The organism is Agarivorans aestuarii (assembly GCF_019670125.1).
Classification (GTDB): domain Bacteria; phylum Pseudomonadota; class Gammaproteobacteria; order Enterobacterales; family Celerinatantimonadaceae; genus Agarivorans; species Agarivorans aestuarii.
In genome coordinates, this window is record NZ_AP023033.1 from 4,137,483 (window position 1) to 4,153,762 (window position 16,280).

The 16,280-nt window shown below is 44.5% G+C and carries 15 protein-coding genes; 6 read left to right on the top strand and 9 right to left on the bottom strand.

Annotated elements, in window-relative coordinates; all coding sequences use genetic code 11:
• Positions 1 to 64: 64 nt before the first annotated feature.
• The 3 genes from rsmD to K5609_RS19180 are packed head-to-tail and all read left to right on the top strand — an operon-like array spanning position 65 to position 2,246.
• Positions 65 to 679 carry a 16S rRNA (guanine(966)-N(2))-methyltransferase RsmD gene (gene rsmD / locus K5609_RS19170; protein WP_040307299.1) on the top strand — a complete coding sequence of 205 codons (615 nt, stop codon included), beginning with the start codon at positions 65 to 67 and terminating at the stop codon, positions 677 to 679.
• Positions 680 to 690: 11 nt separating this feature from the next.
• Entirely contained in the window at positions 691 to 957 is a 267-nt protein-coding gene (locus tag K5609_RS19175; protein WP_221075018.1) for a DUF1145 domain-containing protein, read from the top strand.
• Entirely contained in the window at positions 954 to 2,246 is a 1,293-nt protein-coding gene (locus K5609_RS19180; protein ID WP_221075019.1) for a BamA/TamA family outer membrane protein, read from the top strand. Before K5609_RS19175 ends, K5609_RS19180 begins: the two co-directional genes overlap by 4 nt.
• 105 nt (positions 2,247 to 2,351) lie before the next feature.
• Here K5609_RS19180 and K5609_RS19185 read toward each other — a convergent pair whose 3' ends face one another.
• From K5609_RS19185 to K5609_RS19215, 7 genes are all read right to left on the bottom strand, one after another.
• Complete coding sequence (locus tag K5609_RS19185; protein WP_016402279.1) at positions 2,352 to 2,942, bottom strand: YhgN family NAAT transporter; 591 nt, start codon at positions 2,940 to 2,942, stop codon at positions 2,352 to 2,354.
• 90 nt (positions 2,943 to 3,032) lie between these two features.
• Positions 3,033 to 3,443 (bottom strand): phosphate ABC transporter substrate-binding protein, encoded by a 411-nt coding sequence (locus K5609_RS19190; protein WP_220720108.1) that lies wholly within the window; start codon positions 3,441 to 3,443, stop codon positions 3,033 to 3,035.
• An 8-nt stretch (positions 3,444 to 3,451) separates the two neighbouring features.
• A complete protein-coding gene (locus tag K5609_RS19195) occupies positions 3,452 to 4,630 on the bottom strand; it encodes a hypothetical protein (RefSeq protein WP_221075020.1) in 1,179 nt (392 codons plus the stop codon).
• A gap of 32 nt (positions 4,631 to 4,662) precedes the next feature.
• The gene (locus tag K5609_RS19200; RefSeq protein WP_221075021.1) at positions 4,663 to 6,282 is read right to left on the bottom strand and encodes a methyl-accepting chemotaxis protein; all 1,620 of its coding nucleotides are present in this window, start codon (positions 6,280 to 6,282) and stop codon (positions 4,663 to 4,665) included.
• 341 nt (positions 6,283 to 6,623) lie between these two features.
• Complete coding sequence (locus K5609_RS19205; RefSeq protein ID WP_016402283.1) at positions 6,624 to 6,869, bottom strand: YecH family metal-binding protein; 246 nt, start codon at positions 6,867 to 6,869, stop codon at positions 6,624 to 6,626.
• 70 nt (positions 6,870 to 6,939) lie between these two features.
• Positions 6,940 to 7,620, bottom strand: a complete 681-nt coding sequence (locus K5609_RS19210) for a flagellin (RefSeq protein WP_221075022.1) — start codon at positions 7,618 to 7,620, stop codon at positions 6,940 to 6,942.
• A gap of 96 nt (positions 7,621 to 7,716) precedes the next feature.
• Positions 7,717 to 8,031 carry a putative signal transducing protein gene (locus tag K5609_RS19215; RefSeq protein WP_221075023.1) on the bottom strand — a complete coding sequence of 105 codons (315 nt, stop codon included), beginning with the start codon at positions 8,029 to 8,031 and terminating at the stop codon, positions 7,717 to 7,719.
• A gap of 459 nt (positions 8,032 to 8,490) precedes the next feature.
• Between K5609_RS19215 and K5609_RS19220 the strand changes: the two genes are divergently transcribed.
• On the top strand, positions 8,491 to 9,693 hold the full coding sequence (locus tag K5609_RS19220; protein ID WP_221075024.1) for an ammonium transporter: 1,203 nt from the start codon (positions 8,491 to 8,493) through the stop codon (positions 9,691 to 9,693).
• Between the two features lie 84 nt (positions 9,694 to 9,777).
• On the opposite strand, the gene K5609_RS19225 is transcribed toward K5609_RS19220, so the two are convergent.
• Positions 9,778 to 11,283, bottom strand: a complete 1,506-nt coding sequence (locus K5609_RS19225) for a Ppx/GppA phosphatase family protein (RefSeq protein WP_221075025.1) — start codon at positions 11,281 to 11,283, stop codon at positions 9,778 to 9,780.
• 53 nt (positions 11,284 to 11,336) lie between these two features.
• Positions 11,337 to 13,364 (bottom strand): methyl-accepting chemotaxis protein, encoded by a 2,028-nt coding sequence (locus K5609_RS19230; protein ID WP_221075026.1) that lies wholly within the window; start codon positions 13,362 to 13,364, stop codon positions 11,337 to 11,339.
• 233 nt (positions 13,365 to 13,597) lie between these two features.
• Here K5609_RS19230 and K5609_RS19235 point away from each other — a divergent pair, with 233 nt between their 5' ends.
• Both K5609_RS19235 and K5609_RS19240 read left to right on the top strand, forming a co-directional pair.
• Positions 13,598 to 14,863: an esterase-like activity of phytase family protein gene (locus K5609_RS19235; protein ID WP_221075027.1), complete on the top strand. Its 1,266-nt coding sequence runs from the start codon at positions 13,598 to 13,600 to the stop codon at positions 14,861 to 14,863.
• A 152-nt stretch (positions 14,864 to 15,015) separates the two neighbouring features.
• Positions 15,016 to 16,179 (top strand): GGDEF domain-containing protein, encoded by a 1,164-nt coding sequence (locus tag K5609_RS19240; protein ID WP_221075028.1) that lies wholly within the window; start codon positions 15,016 to 15,018, stop codon positions 16,177 to 16,179.
• The last annotated feature ends 101 nt before the right edge of the window (positions 16,180 to 16,280 follow it).

The window sequence follows — 16,280 nt, forward strand, 5'->3', positions numbered from 1 at the left end:
TACAATGCCAACGTCCAATCAATATTGCTCGGATATTATCACAGTTTCTCAATGGTCTAAGTAAATGGCACGGCTTTCCTCAAGAAAACATTCAAATCAAAGTAACAAATCTAATAATGGCAGCGGTCAGGTACGCATAATTGCCGGTCAATGGCGCGGGCGAAAGCTCAAGGTGCTGAATAGCCAAGGCTTACGCCCAACGACCGACCGAGTTAAAGAAACCGTATTTAACTGGTTAAGCCCCTATTTGCACAACAGCCATTGCTTAGATCTTTTTGCTGGAAGCGGCAGCTTAGGTTTTGAGGCCTTGTCGCGTTTTGCTAGTTTTACCACCTTTGTAGAGAAAGATGCGCAAGCCGCTAAGCAGCTTAAGGCCAATTTACAAGTGTTAGAACTTAGCAGCGAGCAAGCAAAGCTAATAAATCAAGATGCCCTGCAATGGCTAAAGCAAACACCAAGCGAAGCCTACGACATAGTATTTATTGACCCGCCGTTTCGTTGCGAGCTACTAGCACCTAGCTGCGCAATGTTAAATGACAATGGCTGGCTAAAACCCGACGCCCTGGTTTATCTTGAATTTGAGAACGAAGCCAACGAGCCCCAATTACCCGCAAACTGGCACTGCATAAAAGAAAAACAAGCAGGCCAAGTAAGCTACCGTTTATACCAACTAACTTAAGAGCCTTATTTATGTTTATTAAAATTGGCAAACTGTTTATGGCTGCCATGTGGTTAGCAATGCTACTCAGCCCAATTATTTTTGTTCCACCATACAATTGGATATTGCCGCTAGTGGGTGGCTTTTTGTTATTGCTGCACGGCGTTCAGCTGTTATCCATTCGCGGTACTTTAGTTGAAGCTGGCGTGTTGAAGAAGGGTGATAATCTACAAATTTTGTTCTTTGGCTTTTTTGCTATGTGGCAAATTCACAAACGTATGACTGGGAAAGACTCTTGATTACACGCCAGTTACTATTGGCGAGTATTTGCTTTGTAAGTCTGCCTAGTTGGGCGATGAGCGTTACGGTCATTGATGATGCTAAACATCAACGCAGCGGAGCTTGGACCCAAGTACTACCCTATGCCTATTACACCGAAAACCTTCAGTGGGGCGTGGGTATTGGCGTTGGCGCGGCAGGGCATATTCAGCCCAGCTCTAGCATGGTGGCAACGGCGACAGTAACCAGTAACGATAGCTGGATGGGCTTTTTGTATAGCGGTGACTATCAAATGCCTTTTGCTGACCGGATCTTTTTTGATACCACTTTGTATCAAACTAATTTTACTCGTGATCCGCAATATATTAACGGTAATTCGGATTACCCAGGAGAGCGAGCAGGTAGTAATGATTCAAGCCAAGAGAACCGTGTTTATACCCACAGCAAAGGCCAAGAGTATCGCTTTAGATTTCGCTATTTACTGCCTCTAGGCCACGGTAAAAACTCAGCAGTTCACACCTTTAGAGTGAACCGCGGTGAAGTAATGGAAGGTTACGAAGCAGGCGCGAAAGAATGGAACCCACTCACCAGCGGCCGCACCATTATTCAACTTGAACCTTTTTATTGGAAACAAGACGTTAGTGAATATAACCAACTGCAAGATTCGAATACCTCGGCGGGCCTTACCTTAGAACTTGAGTACGATAATCGTAACTACCATCAAAACCCAACAGCAGGTAGCCGACAGCGCTTAAATGTAAGCCGTGATTGGGGCGGTAGTGAGCGACCTTCGTGGACGATGTGGGAACTTTCGGCCTCTAAGTACATCAGTTTACCAAAAACCTCTTGGGCACAAAGCCAAGTATTGGCGTTTGGCTTTGCCACCTCTGATACACCCACTTGGAACCACAGTTCCTACAACAATGGCGAACAGCAATATCATCGCCCTGCCTGGTTTGCTGGCTCCCGCTTAGGGGGGATGGACAGGCTCAAAGGCTATGAAACCGCTCGTTATCACGACCGTTCGATGATCTATTATTCGGCAGAATACCGCTTTACACCCAACTGGAACCCGCTGCCTAAAGTGCCGATTGTAAATTGGTTTAACGTACCAGCTTGGTACTGGGTCGCCTTTGCTGAAATTGGCCGAGTGGCCGATGAATACAACTTGGCAACCTTACACCAAGATATGAAATACAGCATAGGCGGGAGCCTTAGAGTAATGCTGGAAGGGGTGGTGTTACGTGGAGATTTTGCTACCAGCGGCGATGACAGCATTTTTCGTTTAGGTATTAATCACCCTTACTAGGATCTGTTAATCTTTCGCGGTTAATTTTTCTTTAGAGATCAACAGGCTTAATACACTTGCGGATTACCAGTTTAAAGCTGGAATCCGCAAGGCTAGCCATTCTGCTTATAGTGATTGCCAATAATCGGCTATTCCATCAAGGAACATTTGCACCGCAAGCATAATAAGCAACATGCCCATTAAACGCTCCATGGCTTTTAATCCTTTCTCTCCTAGCAGTTTTAGAAGCACCCCACTAAATAAGAAGATCACTACGCTAATGCCCCAAGCAATGAGTAGCGCCAAAGACCAATCTAGCATCCGACTTCCATCTTGATTTGCCAGCAGCATTAACGATGCAAGTACCGAAGGTCCGGCAATCATTGGGATGGCCATCGGCACTAAAAAGGGCTCTTCACCCGCAGCGAGACCAGCAACACCACCGGGCTGAGGGAAAATCATCTTCAAGGCAATAAGGAATAGAATTATCCCGCCAGCAAGGCTTACCGCTTCTTGTCGAAGATTTAAGAAACCGAGGATTTGCTCACCAGCAAACAAAAAGGCAAACATAACAGTAAGGGCAAACACCAGCTCTCGTAGTAAAACGATTCGCCGACGTTTGGGGTCAAGATGTTTGACCATGCTAAGGAACACTGGAAGGTTTCCTAGCGGATCCATAATCAAAAACAACATCACTGCTGCTGATAACATATCCATTGGCTAACTCACTAAATAACGACTATTTTGTCTAAGAAATAAAAAAGAGCCAGAGCATAACACCCTGACTCTTTTATAGCTTAGCTTTATTTACGGTTTATAAACGACTTTTACTGCATCGGTTACATCCGCTTCGTCAACATAGGCTATAGCAGCGGCATTGCCAGCAACTTCTGACACAGCAACTGACGGAGAAGCAGCCGTTTTAGGCGGCTTAGCTTTACCAGTGAAGATTAACTTTGACCAATAAGCTTGAAGCTGGGCTTCACTTTTACCGGTTGCAGCATCGTGAAAGCTAGCACGTAATGCGTCGCCTTCTTTATATTCAATCACCACTGGTGGTGTGCCATTAGGTAGCTTTTTAAGCTTACCTAAAAACAACTTTTTCACTTCTGCTTTTGATAAAGCATCAGGGCCTGCAGGGTTTGCTATTACTACCGGAGCAGCCAAGCTACTTAGACTAAATACGCTCAAAGACAGAGCCAACAATAGTTTTTTCATGACTCCTCCTAAAATACGCCGTCAAATACAATGCTGTAAACCGTAGTGCTATCTTCGGTTGCACCAGCCACTTTGCTTTCAAGCAAGCCGTTAGTATCACCAAAGCCATTCACTAAAGTAGCGTCAAACTTCACTGCTAGGTTAGACAGTAAATCGTAACGCAAACCTAAAGAGTACGAAGTACGTTTACCGCTGTAGATGAATGAAGAGTCCACTGGCACTAAAGAGCCACCTGGGCCAACGGGTAGCTGAATATCCACGCGCTCGTCATCATCTTGAGTTTTCATACCAGCAACCGTGCCATAAGGCATGGCTTTGCCAAAGCGGTAACCCAAGGTGAGGTAGCCAGAATCTACATCTGAATAACCGCCTTCAACAGTTGCACGCGTAGCTTCCGACACCACTAGCAATGAACCATTGTCATAGCTAAATCCAAGCCCTAAGAAGTCAGACTTGTTTTTATCTTCAAGTACCTGTGCGTCAGGTTGGTTGGTTGGTGACACAGTGATTTTTGTTACGCCGTATACCGCACGTAATGTAAAGTCATCAATGGCCCAAGTTAAGTTAGCACCTAAGATATCATCATAGTCAGTGCCATCTTCTTCCGACTGTCCCCAAAAGCCCTGTACCGTTAGGGTTGAGTTATCAAACTCAAAGTCGTAGCTACCATCAACACCAACAAAAGAGTTAAATGGCACAAAACCATATACTTCTTCTGGCGGGCGAGCCCACGGTTGTGCGTAACCCACTTCTAGATAATCAGAGTACATATACATAGGTAAGCGAAGTTTACCGCCACGCACTGTAATGTAGTTATCAAAGGTGTGCTTTAAGTAAGCCCATTCAACATCTGGGCTAAAGTCATCTTCACCACGTGCCACTAACTGCACCGTTACACTGGTACTGTCGGCTAAAGCAAAGTCACCCTGTAGGCCCACCAAAGTAAGATTATTAAAATCGTACTCATCGGTAGAACCGGCATAGCCTAGGTTATTGTTAGCTTGATTGATGCCCACGCTGTAGAAACCGTTAAAGCTGATTCTATCAAAGGCATTATCTTGATTTTGTTCTCTTAGAACCTGCACCTCTTGCTCGAGATCATTTACTCGTTGCTCGAGAGCTTCGTCTGCCATTACTGCGCCACTCAATAAGCATATTGGTAACGCCTGCCACGCCCTTAAATCCATGGGGCATCTCCTTTCTTTTATAGTTTTTTTATTTACACTTTAAATTGGCTAATAACTTCACTTAATCGTTGAGTTACTTGCCTTACATCCTCGCTAACGTTGTCTATTTCGCTAGAACTTTTTGCCACTGCGAGAGATATTTGTTGAATGTCATTCACGCTGTTGTGAATGAGATCCGAGGTCTTAGTTTGTTCTTCTGTTGCTGCTGCAATTTGCTCGTTCACAGCATGAATGGATTCCACCTTACCGGTGATATCCATTAGTGATTTACCCGCTTGGGCAGATTGCTCAACACTTAAGCCGGCTTGTTCAATACCACGGTTCATTGCTTCAACAGCCGACCCTGAGCCTTTTTGTAGCTCTTCTAATACTTGTTGAATTTCTTGAGTCGAGTCTTGGGTGCGCGAGGCAAGGGTGCGAACTTCATCGGCTACTACCGCAAAGCCTCGTCCCTGTTCGCCGGCACGTGCTGCTTCAATAGCAGCATTCAAGGCTAGCAAATTGGTTTGCTCTGCAATGCCGCGAATCGCATCTAAAATCACACCTACATTGCTGGTATAAGATTCAAGCTGGTTAATCGCTTGTGCCGTACCGTTCACTTCTTCAGCTAAATCGTTAATTACTGAGATGGTATTTTCTACAACTTGGTTGCCTTCTTGCGCGGAACTGTTTGCAGAAGACGCTTCTTGAGAAGCTTGCGAGGCAAAGTCAGCAATATGGTGCACACTAGCGGTCATTTCTTGAATTGCCGCACTGACTGCATCTACCGAGTGATTTTGAGACTCGATACTACTCGCAGTATGTTTACTGGTTTCCATTAAGCGAGTAGACACATCTTGAAGGGCTTGCACGGTTTCGGTGGTTGTAGCAATGCTAATTTGCATCTTACTAATAAACTGATTGAACCAATGAACCAGCGTGGCTATTTCATCTTTACCGTCGTAGTCAACACGAACGGTAAGGTCCCCTTCACCTTCGGCGATTTCACGCAATGATGAAGTCACTTGGGCAATCGAGTTAACAATACTGCGAGTGGTCATAATGCCGACAAAGATAACCACTACAATGGTGGCCACGCCCAAAATAATACCAGTGGTAACCGCAGACTGAGAACTCGCAATGGTGCCATCTATGGTTTCGTTAAAGGCTTTTTCGGTGTTTACCCGCAAACTTGCCAAACCTTGAGTCAGCTCTTGCAGTACAGCGGCGGAGCGCTCTGCCTTGGCAGGTAAAGTGGCAAAGTCGGCACTGCCATCCACCAAGCTCATGGCAATGCCTCTAGCTTGGCCGTAATACTTATTTTGTAGGCTTTGCAATTGTTCTACGTCTTGCCTAGCGCTAGGCAGAATTGTAATTAGCTCATTTAGCTTATCGTTTAACAGCTGATTTTGCTCATCAGCCGCATCCAATGATTCTTCTTCACCGGTGGTTACTGCTGTTTGTAGCAATTGGTCTACGTTATATAGGGTGTTTTGCGCAACCGTTGCGGTGTCTAAGGCTGGGAAGTACTGATCTCTGATTTGTTCAATATTGAACTGGCTTTGTTGCTGAACTTGCATGTTGTTTACCAAGTAGATTGCAAACCCAACAACAGCAATTGCCGCCAAGATCCCAACCTTATGGCTTATTTTTAGACGTCTAGCCAAATCCATTTATACCACTCCATGTAAATACAAGTATCGATAGCTTATGTATCGGCACCATCAACTGAATGTTTAAATTACTTCTTTGTTGTTAAACAAGCCCCAAACAATTAAAACACATGTTTAAATATTGTTAGAAATCTTATTAAATTAAACTACTTATTCCGTTAAGACAAAAAGCCTAGGTGCATAAGAAATTATAGATGTTTATTCCAGATAAGATGGGAAAACAGCAAAGAAAGATGAATTAAACACCGTAAGAGTGATAAATAGTAAGTAATATCAGTTATAACTAAATTAATAGTCGTTTATATATGAAAAGGGCCTGAAATGGCCCATATAAGGAAGGTTTATTTGTGAGAGCAGATCTTTGATTCAGCAGTAGTAAAGCCTTGTTTTGCTTCGATGAACTTGCCACGTTCTGCTAAGAACACGATCAATTGCTGGGCGTTCATGCCTTTTTGACGACAAGTATGGTACTCACTGTCTTCACCAAATGTTTCTTTCATTAACGCCTCTAGAGACGCAGAAGTGAAACTACCACCTTGTTCTAACATCAACTGCATCACTTGATGCCCGTGAATCGACTGACTCATTATTACCTCCATTAAAAAACGGCGTTCACTTTACCAGTGCCACGCCGTTTGTTTGTTGCGTTAGAACAAGCTAGATAAGCTTCTCAATGTTCTTGGAGGCCAATTGTTGTTGGTAAGACTGAATAGAGCTTTGCAACAAGGCATCGTTTTGGGCTTGTTGCGAAGTTGATTGCGCATAGTTGGTATCTAGTATGCGAGAACGCGCTGCGCTTTGTGCCTCGATGGCAGCTTGGGTAGAGCGATAAGCAGACTCTGCCGCATTACTAGACGCACCCAGTTCAGCTTGATTGGCATCGGTAGTTTGCTGGCCCCCCTGCAACGCTGCTTGAGCTGTGGCAGGATCGTTAAGATCAACATTATCTACGCCAAGATCGGTGGCGTTGGGAATAGCGGCAGTGTTGGCATCAACTTGAGCTTGCAAAGCGGCAATATCGTCAGAGTTATAAATACCATTACCACTTTGTACAACCAACGCTTGGTTCTGCTGCAATAGCTCGGTAGTGCCCTGTAGTTGAGCAGATTCAATATTGTTAAGGCTAACTTGGTTTTGATAGATATTAGCGTAAGCTTCTTGCTCGCTAATACCAGTGGTTAAGCGATTAGAAATCTGTAAGCCTGCAGGATCATCTGCCGCCGTGTTAATACGCTTACCAGAAGCAAGTTTTTCATCTTGTTCTTCTTGGCGCTTCTTCGCTTGATCCATATAAAAATCGGACGGAGAAACGGAGCTTGAAACCTGATTGATAGCCATTGGATATCCTCAACATAACATTTACTGGAGCAGCCATCCTAGCTGTATACTTTTTAAGCATACCACTAAGTACCAACAAGCGCATCTTTTTGAGTGTTATTTTGCGCTTTTTTCTTGCTCGCAAGACCAGCAATAATCAAAGCTTCCAGGGTTTATTTCTTGGCACTTAGCACATGTCCATTCGGCCACACTATTTACTTCGTATTCTTTAACTGCTTGCTTGGCTTTATCCCACTGGGCTAACTCCACCATCAAAGTGACTTGTACAACGTCCATAGGGAGCTCGCCAGCTGCGGCCATTGCGTACTCTCCATCAACACGGCTCTCAATGCCCATTTTGCTTAGCATACCTTGCAGTAATCGCGCTTCTACAAAGTTGGCCGCTCGATAAAACTCATGCCATTGGCCCATTGCCACCCCTATGTCTTTTTTCCGACGATTCAATTCATTATAGAAAATATGCTCCACCTTGCCTTAGTAAGACCAGAGTAAGTAACAGAACTATTCATTAGCTCACGTAAAGGCCACTAACAAAGCCTTCGTTTTTCGAAGCTGAACTAAACTGAGCCATTCTTTATGGTCGATGAATGAAGTTCGAGGTACAGCTTTTTAAATTGATCTATCACCCCCACCCAAAGCACCAAGATAAAACACACACGCACCAAATAGGTTCAAATAGTAAATTGAGCAATTGAAATTACGCACCAAATTAGCACCAAAACATGTAAAGCCATTGTTATCATCAAGTTAAAAGCCTTTAATTGCATCAACTTAGTGCTTTTCTGTTTTCAAACTGACAAAAAAGGTCTGATAATTGCTTACTTTTGGCGCAAGCAATACTAAAAGAAAACATATTAGGGAGTATTTTTAATGGATAATATTAGTGACGCTATCGACGTATTGTCGCAGAGCGCAAACACTTTATTCATTCTGCTAGGTGCCATTATGGTTCTAGCCATGCACGCAGGCTTTGCCTTTTTAGAAGTAGGTACGGTTCGCCACAAGAACCAAGTGAATGCCTTGGTTAAAATCATTACTGATTTCGCTTTTTCTGGCGTAGCTTACTTTGTTATTGGCTACTACCTAGCCTACGGCAGCCACTTCTTTAATAGTGCAGAAGTACTCGCTGAAGGAAACGGCTACGAGCTGGTGAAGTTCTTCTTCTTACTTACCTTTGCGGCTGCCATTCCAGCCATTGTCTCGGGCGGTATCGCTGAGCGTGGTAAGTTCTACCCATTCTTAATCGCTTCTTCATTAATTGTTGGTTTGGTTTACCCAATTTTCGAAGGCATTATTTGGAACGGTAACTTTGGCTTCCAAGCTTGGCTAGAAGCACAGTTTGGTGCAGCCTTCCATGACTTTGCCGGCTCGGTAGTAGTACACGCAATGGGTGGTTGGTTAGCGCTAGTTGCGATTAAGGTGCTTGGCGCACGTAAAGGCAGAAAGCCAGGCGTGGCATTTGCCCCTTCAAACATTCCATTCTTAGCTTTAGGTGCTTGGGTACTAACCGTTGGCTGGTTCGGCTTTAACGTAATGTCTGCACAAACCATGGATGGCATCAGCGGCTTAGTGGCAGTTAATACCTTAATGGCAATGGTTGGCGGAACGATTGTTGCGCTAGTGGTTGGACGCAATGACCCTGGTTTTGTTCACAATGGTCCATTAGCTGGCCTAGTAGCAGTGTGTGCCGGTTCAGATCTCATGCATCCCATTGGCGCGTTGGTAACCGGTGGTGTAGCTGGAGCCTTGTTTGTTTGGGTATTCACTTGGTTACAACAGCGTTCTAACCTAGATGACGTATTGGGTGTTTGGCCACTTCACGGCTTATGTGGTGTTTGGGGCGGTGTTGCCGCAGGTATCTTCGGTAGCCAAGCGCTAGGCGGTTTAGGCGGCGTATCGCTAATTAGCCAAATCATCGGTAGCCTTGCTGGTGTGGCCGTAGCTCTAATCGGTGGTGTGATTGTTTACGGCATTGTAGATAAAGTTGCTGGCTTGCGTCTTTCTGAAGAAGACGAATTCCACGGCGCTGACTTAGCGATTCACAAAATTAGCGCAACCAACAAAGACCGTTAATAAAAAAGCCCGCACTGCAGTGCGGGCTTTCAATACGTGAAATGCAGTTCTGGTGAAACTCACCATTGAACTGCATTTTGTTTTTTAGAGCTCAATAATATCTAGCTTATAATCTATCTGGCTCAAGTATTGCTGCTCATTTTCTAAATCTGCGCGGGTTAAAGGATTATTCTGCAGCCAGGTTTGATCCAACAGTAAACTCATTTGTTGCCCAGCAGCTCTAAACTGCAGTTCCGGCAGTGTTTGACGACGTTTTCCACGGTTAAAGATGACTGATAAACGAATAATCAAACACGCCTTAAGCAAGTCTACGTTTTCCATCGGAAACTGTTTAACTGGGATGCGCTTACGATGCGCTAAAACTAAGGCTGCCAACTGTTGTTGCTCGATGCGGGAAAAGCCAGCAAGATCCACATGCTCCACAATATAAGCACCGTGTTTATGATAATCACTGTGTGCTACATCTAGGCCCACTAAAAATAGTTGCGAAGCCCAATTTAACAGCTTGGTGGTTTCTACTTCATCCAACGACCAGGTTTCTGCCACTTGGTTTAACAATAACTGACAAGTGCTATCTACTCGGCTGCTAAACTGGCTGTCTACGTGGTAGCGCTCGGCCAGTTTTTGCACACTTGCTGGGCGAATATCGCTATGCTCTAAACGGCCTTTTAGCTCATATAACAAGCCTTCACGTAAGGCCGATTCTGCCGCGTGCATGGTGTCAATGCTCAAAGCTTGGAATAGCGCCTGCAAAACCACAACCCCACCCAAAAATACCGGCTGACGCTCTTCCGATAGGCCCTTAATTGGCAAGTTGCATTCACCGGCTTCTAGGTAGCGCTCAATAATCGCGTCTAAACCCTTGAGTTGAATTTCACCATCACAAAATTGGTTTTCTAAGCAAACTTTCGCCACTGCCTTTATGGTGCCAGAAGCACCTAAACACTCATTCCAACTATGTTCTAAGAAGTCATCGGCCACTGGCAATAGTTGTTGTGAACAATAGACACTGGCTTTTAGTAAGCGGTTTTTGGTGACTCGGCCGTTTTTAAAGAAACGTTTAGTGATAGACACACAGCCCATGTCTAAGCTTTCTTTCAGCTTTAGCTCCATGCCTTCACCAAGGGTGACTTCAGTACTACCGCCACCGATGTCGATGACCATGCGTGGGCCGTTGGTAGGCGCCATGTAGTGCGCAACCCCAAGGTAAATTAAACGAGCTTCTTCTTCACCGGAGATAACTTCAACAGGATGGCCAAGGCGTTGTTCGGCGGCTTGTAGGAAGACATTGGAGTCAATAATACTACGCAGGGTCTTGGTGCCAACAACTCTAACACTGCCAGGCTTAAACTCGCGAAGGCGCTCACCAAAGCGCTCTAAACATGCTTGAGCGCGATTCCAAGCGGCTGCGTCGAGGCTACCATCATCTTGCAAGCCCCAACCCAAACGCACCATTTCTTTCACTTTATCGCGAACTTTAAGTTCGCCGTCTTCCCAGTCAGCAATAATTAAATGAAAACTATTGCTGCCTAAATCCAGAGCAGCCAATTGTTGAGTTTTGGGACTCAACAAACGCGATAAATTGAACATAAACTAACCTCAGCGAATCACTCGCAAAAGACCGAGCCAAAAGGCTCTCTAATTTACTTCAATATAAAACGTTTTAACATAGTTTCTATATCATTTACCTGTTGTTGTAGCGCTTGGCTAGATTGAGCAACTCGCTCTATTTGCTCAAAATTATCTTCTGCTACCTCGGCAATCACATTCACATTACGCGTAACTTCGCTTGCAACATGATGTTGCTCTTGAGCGGCCACACTAATTTGATCGGTCATCTCGCGCATTTGGCTCATGTCGGTACGGATTGTCATAATCGCTTCGCGAGATTTCTCGGCCAGATCTTTTGACTGACTCATTTGTTCGCGACTAGCGGCCATTGCATCAAATACTTGGGTTGATTCGCGTTGCAAGGTAGTAATCATTGCCCGCACTGACTCAGTGCTTTTAGTGGTTTGGCTAGCCAAGCTGCGCACTTCATCAGCAACCACCGCAAAACCTCTACCTTGCTCACCGGCACGTGCCGCTTCAATGGCAGCATTTAAGGCTAGCAGGTTGGTTTTCTCGGCAATACCATCGATCACTTCGATAATAGAACCAATTTGTTTACTGGCGTCTGCTAGCTTATCCACTTGGCCAGAAGTGCTCTGCAAGGCATCATCTAAACTATCGATCATTTCGATATTTTGATTCATTACCTGCTGGCCTTGATCAATATTGTTCTCAACAGACATCGACAACTCGCGGCTACTTTCGGTGTTCGAAGCCACTTCTTTAATTGCCGACTCCATTTCAGTCACGGCAGTTGCTACACTACTCAGTTCAGCTGTTTGCTTATCAAGCTTGGTTTTTACCACGCTTGAAGCTTCATTATTTTTAACCGATACATCGCTAAGTTGGTGAGCTGCACTTTGAATTTGGCTAAACACCTCACGAGCTTGTTCAATCATTCGGTTAATGGCTGCCACCAGCACCGCAAACTCGCCAGAGTATGTACCATTCATGATTTGGCTATAGTCACCCTCAGCCAATCGTAGAATGTGTGATTGGGTATGCTCTAGAGGTTTACGAATCAAACTCGCTAACCAGTAAGCAACGGCAATAGCAAAAATAATCACCAAAGGCACAACAATCGCGGTAATAGAGCGCGCATTAAGAATTAAGCTTCGACCCTGCTCGCTGGCAACTTCACTTTGCTGGTTAGCTAAATCAACAATCTTAGTAACGGTAGAATCTAAACCAGAAAGCTGACGGTTAATTTCTACAGTTTGGATAGCGATATTAGCAATAGTCTCTTGGCTATCTACATAGCGCTCTACAATACCGCTTGGGTCATTCACTTGACGGCTAAACTCAGCAACCAAGTCCGCGACTTGAGGGTCCGCCAAGCCTTCTACTTCATCAATTAATGAAGAAAAGTCATCGTTAAATACACGGTTATTATATTGAATCTTCTTAACCAAATCTGCGATTTTTTGCGGGTCGCGAGTATTCACCATGTTGGATAGTAAGAACTCCATCAAACCAAAACGGTCCATGACCATGGTGAGAATATCTTCAATATATGAATCTTCAGCAGCCGCGGGGCTAGCCACTTTGGTCACAATTCTTTTCAAATCAGACAAGCGAAATAGAAACTGACTCAAATCATCACGTACTTTTTCGTCTTGCTGCAGGTAAGTATTTTGTAATTGCGCTAATCGCCCACCTTGTGAGGCCAAGGTGTTTTCTACATTGCTAACGTCATTTAAGTACTGCGAAAGCCCATTAATATTAAACTTTTGGGCATGAGCTTCTAACTCTGCCACATGACTTTCTAGATCATTTAGTGATTCATCGGCTTGGCTATTAATACTTTGCAGCTCATCTAAGTTGCTGGCATTTTCCAAACTTAACAGCAAGATACCCGCTCGAAGCGCTTGACTACCTACCTGGTTTGCAAGCAACTGGGTTCTTGCACTGTTGTCAGTAAGTGTATTGAAACTTGAATTGATTTGCTGAGCCAGCAAGAAAGCGGCACCGCCGCCCATCGCTATCACCAAAGTGAGAACGGCAAACCCAATATATAAACGATGAACAACCGAGATTTGATTGATACTTTTTCCCAACATGCCTTGCTACCTTTTCCCAAAAGCTCGCTAATTCCCGTACTAGTAAGACTAGTAAGGATTTTGTTGATTATCTTTTTTAGTCGTTATTGTGCGATGTTCCGCACATCAAAAAACTGTAAGCCATTATTAATTTTGGCTTTTTAGCTCATTGTTCGTGCAAAAAAATGCGTAATAAAAGATTAACCTGATGTTTGTATTATTTTTTTATAAAACATCATAGCAAGGAAGCAAACATGAACCCACGGCTGATTCTCCCCCTCTCTCTACTCTTGTTAACTAACCCGCAAATATTAGCTAAAGATGAGGCATCTTCAGCGGCTTTGCCCTATCAAGTGTTAACAAGCATGGAAAATGGCACCGAAATCCGCAATGGCGGATACGGATCTGCAATGACCGCCCATCCGCATTTGGCCGATCACTTTTATGCCCTTACCGACCGGGGCCCCAACGCCAAGTACCAAGGGCCAGAAGGCAAAGGCAAGATCTTTCCAACACCGGAGTACACACCACGCATTGGTTTATTTAGTTTTACCAATGGTGAGGTAAACCAAGTAAAAGAAATTTTGTTGAAGGACCCAAATGGCAAACTAATTTCTGGCTTACCAAACCCCAAAGGCATGGGCGATACCGGTGAAGTAGCCTACGCTAACGACAAGTCGGTACTAAAAGCCGATCCTTTTGGTTTAGATAGTGAAGGCTTAGTTGCCTTAAAAGATGGCAGCTTTTGGGTGAGTGATGAATACGGTCCGCATATTGTTCATTACAGTGCCACTGGTGTAGAACTGGAGCGTGTTAATCCCTTTGGCACCGGAACTGGTGGCAGAAAGCTACCTGCGGTATTGGCGAATCGTCGTGCTAATCGCGGAATGGAAGGCTTGGCAATTAGCCCAGACGAGAAAGTATTGTTTGGCATTATGCAGTCGACACTTTACAACCCAAGTAAAAAAACTATCAGCAACAAAAACCTTACTCGCATCGTAAGCTTTGATATCGCTAGTGGTAAAACTAAGCAATACCTTTACCAGCAAGAAGCACATAACCTTTCTAACTCAGAAATTGTCGCCTTAAACCAGCAACAGTTTTTGGTCATAGAACGTGACGGTGGATTTGCCGGTGCTAGTGGTAAAAAACAGGCGAAATACAAACGTATTTATCAAATTGACTTAAGCCAAGCCACCGATGTAAGCGGCGATGTAGACGCCGAGCTAGGATTAACCTTTGCAGGGAAAACCCTAGAGCAAATGAGCTGGCAAGAACTCGCTCAACAAGGGATTAAGCCAGTAACAAAAACCTTGGCGAATGATCTATTGGTAGATTTGCCCAGCCCCTACCCTCACGACAAACTGGAAGGCTTGTGGCTACGCGCCGACAATCAGCTAGCGGTACTTAATGATGATGATTTTGCCGTAGCAGCTAAAGGCGAGCATGTTATCCAAAAGATCCTACCGGCTAATCAAACTATCGATCGCAATACCTTATATCTATTAAAAGGCCGATAGGCCAAAGCGCCCAGAGTACTTTTATAGTGCTCTGGGTCCCTTATCTTTAATGCTGGTTTTTTGGCCGAACAGCACCTTCTTCAGAACATTCAATTTGTATAAATAAAACAGCCATCTACACTATGGGTGTAGCAGAAAGGAATCGCTCGTTAATGGTTGTTGATGGACTCACCTATTTTATTTTAACCACTTTAGTCACCGTGGTGTCGGCAGTGGTGCTCACCCTTATTCGGGTATTTCATGGGCAAAAAACCGCGCTAGATTGTTGGATTATGGCGTCCTACACTCAAGTGTGTGCCTTGCTGGTGGTGCTGCTTTCCAGGCAACCCTCGGCCACGGAGTTGTTGTTACAAAATACCTTATTTGCTGGCTCATTCCTGCTTATCGTTGCGGGTCATCACCATTACTTAAAACAGCGCTTTAACCGTAATTTTCTGTCGATAGCGCTGTTATTGTATTGCGCACTGATGTTTTATTTCATCTCGATTGAGCCTTCTAGCCAATCTCGTATTACCTTATTTTCAAGCACCCTTGCGCTATGCTGTTTCTACTGTGCCTATCTGTACTTTCGCTATTGGCGCCAACAACACAATCATGCCTTGTGGCTGGTCATTGGCTTGTACTTATTCTTTGGTACTTGTTTACTGCTCAGGGTTTACATCACCATGCAACATACGCCGCAAAACCAGGGTTTATTGCTTGGCGTGCCTACCTTGCTCTCGTTAGCCATATTCGCCGGAAACGCACTGCAAACTTACGTGTTTTACTTTTTACTGCATTGGCGGCAAATCATTCAATTAGAACAGCTCGCCAATTACGATATAACTGGAGCAATGCGCCGCAGCTACTTTTTAAAACAGCTAGAAAAAATGACCAAACGCGCGCAGTTTTCTGGTGGTGAAATTAGCGTTGTGTTTATCGACTTAGACCGTTTTAAAAGCATTAACGATGACTACGGCCACGACAACGGCGACTTAGCCTTAATGCACTTTTCAGAGATAGCCCTAGATAACCTGCGTGTCGGCGATTTATTTGGCCGTTTTGGTGGCGAGGAGTTTGTAATAGCGCTGAACGGAGCCAACGCACAGCAAGCGAATGCATTAGCAAACAGGATCCGCATTCAACTCAATCAGCAAGCGCTAAAAACCAGCAAGGGTAAGCTCTACATGAGTGCCAGCTTTGGCGTAGCGTCAAACTTAAAAACTCAAGATTTATCCAAACTTATTAAACAAGCCGATGAAGCAATGTACCAAGCCAAACGCCAAGGCGGAAACAAGGTCAAGGTGTACGCTCTAAATGAAAGCACCTGCAGTTAGTTGAAACATTTCACTACTTTAGCTTAGCAATTCCACTTTACCCGCTAAGCATTTCGCCATACTCTTTAGCAAACCCTAGATAGCGCGACTATCTTAGCTAA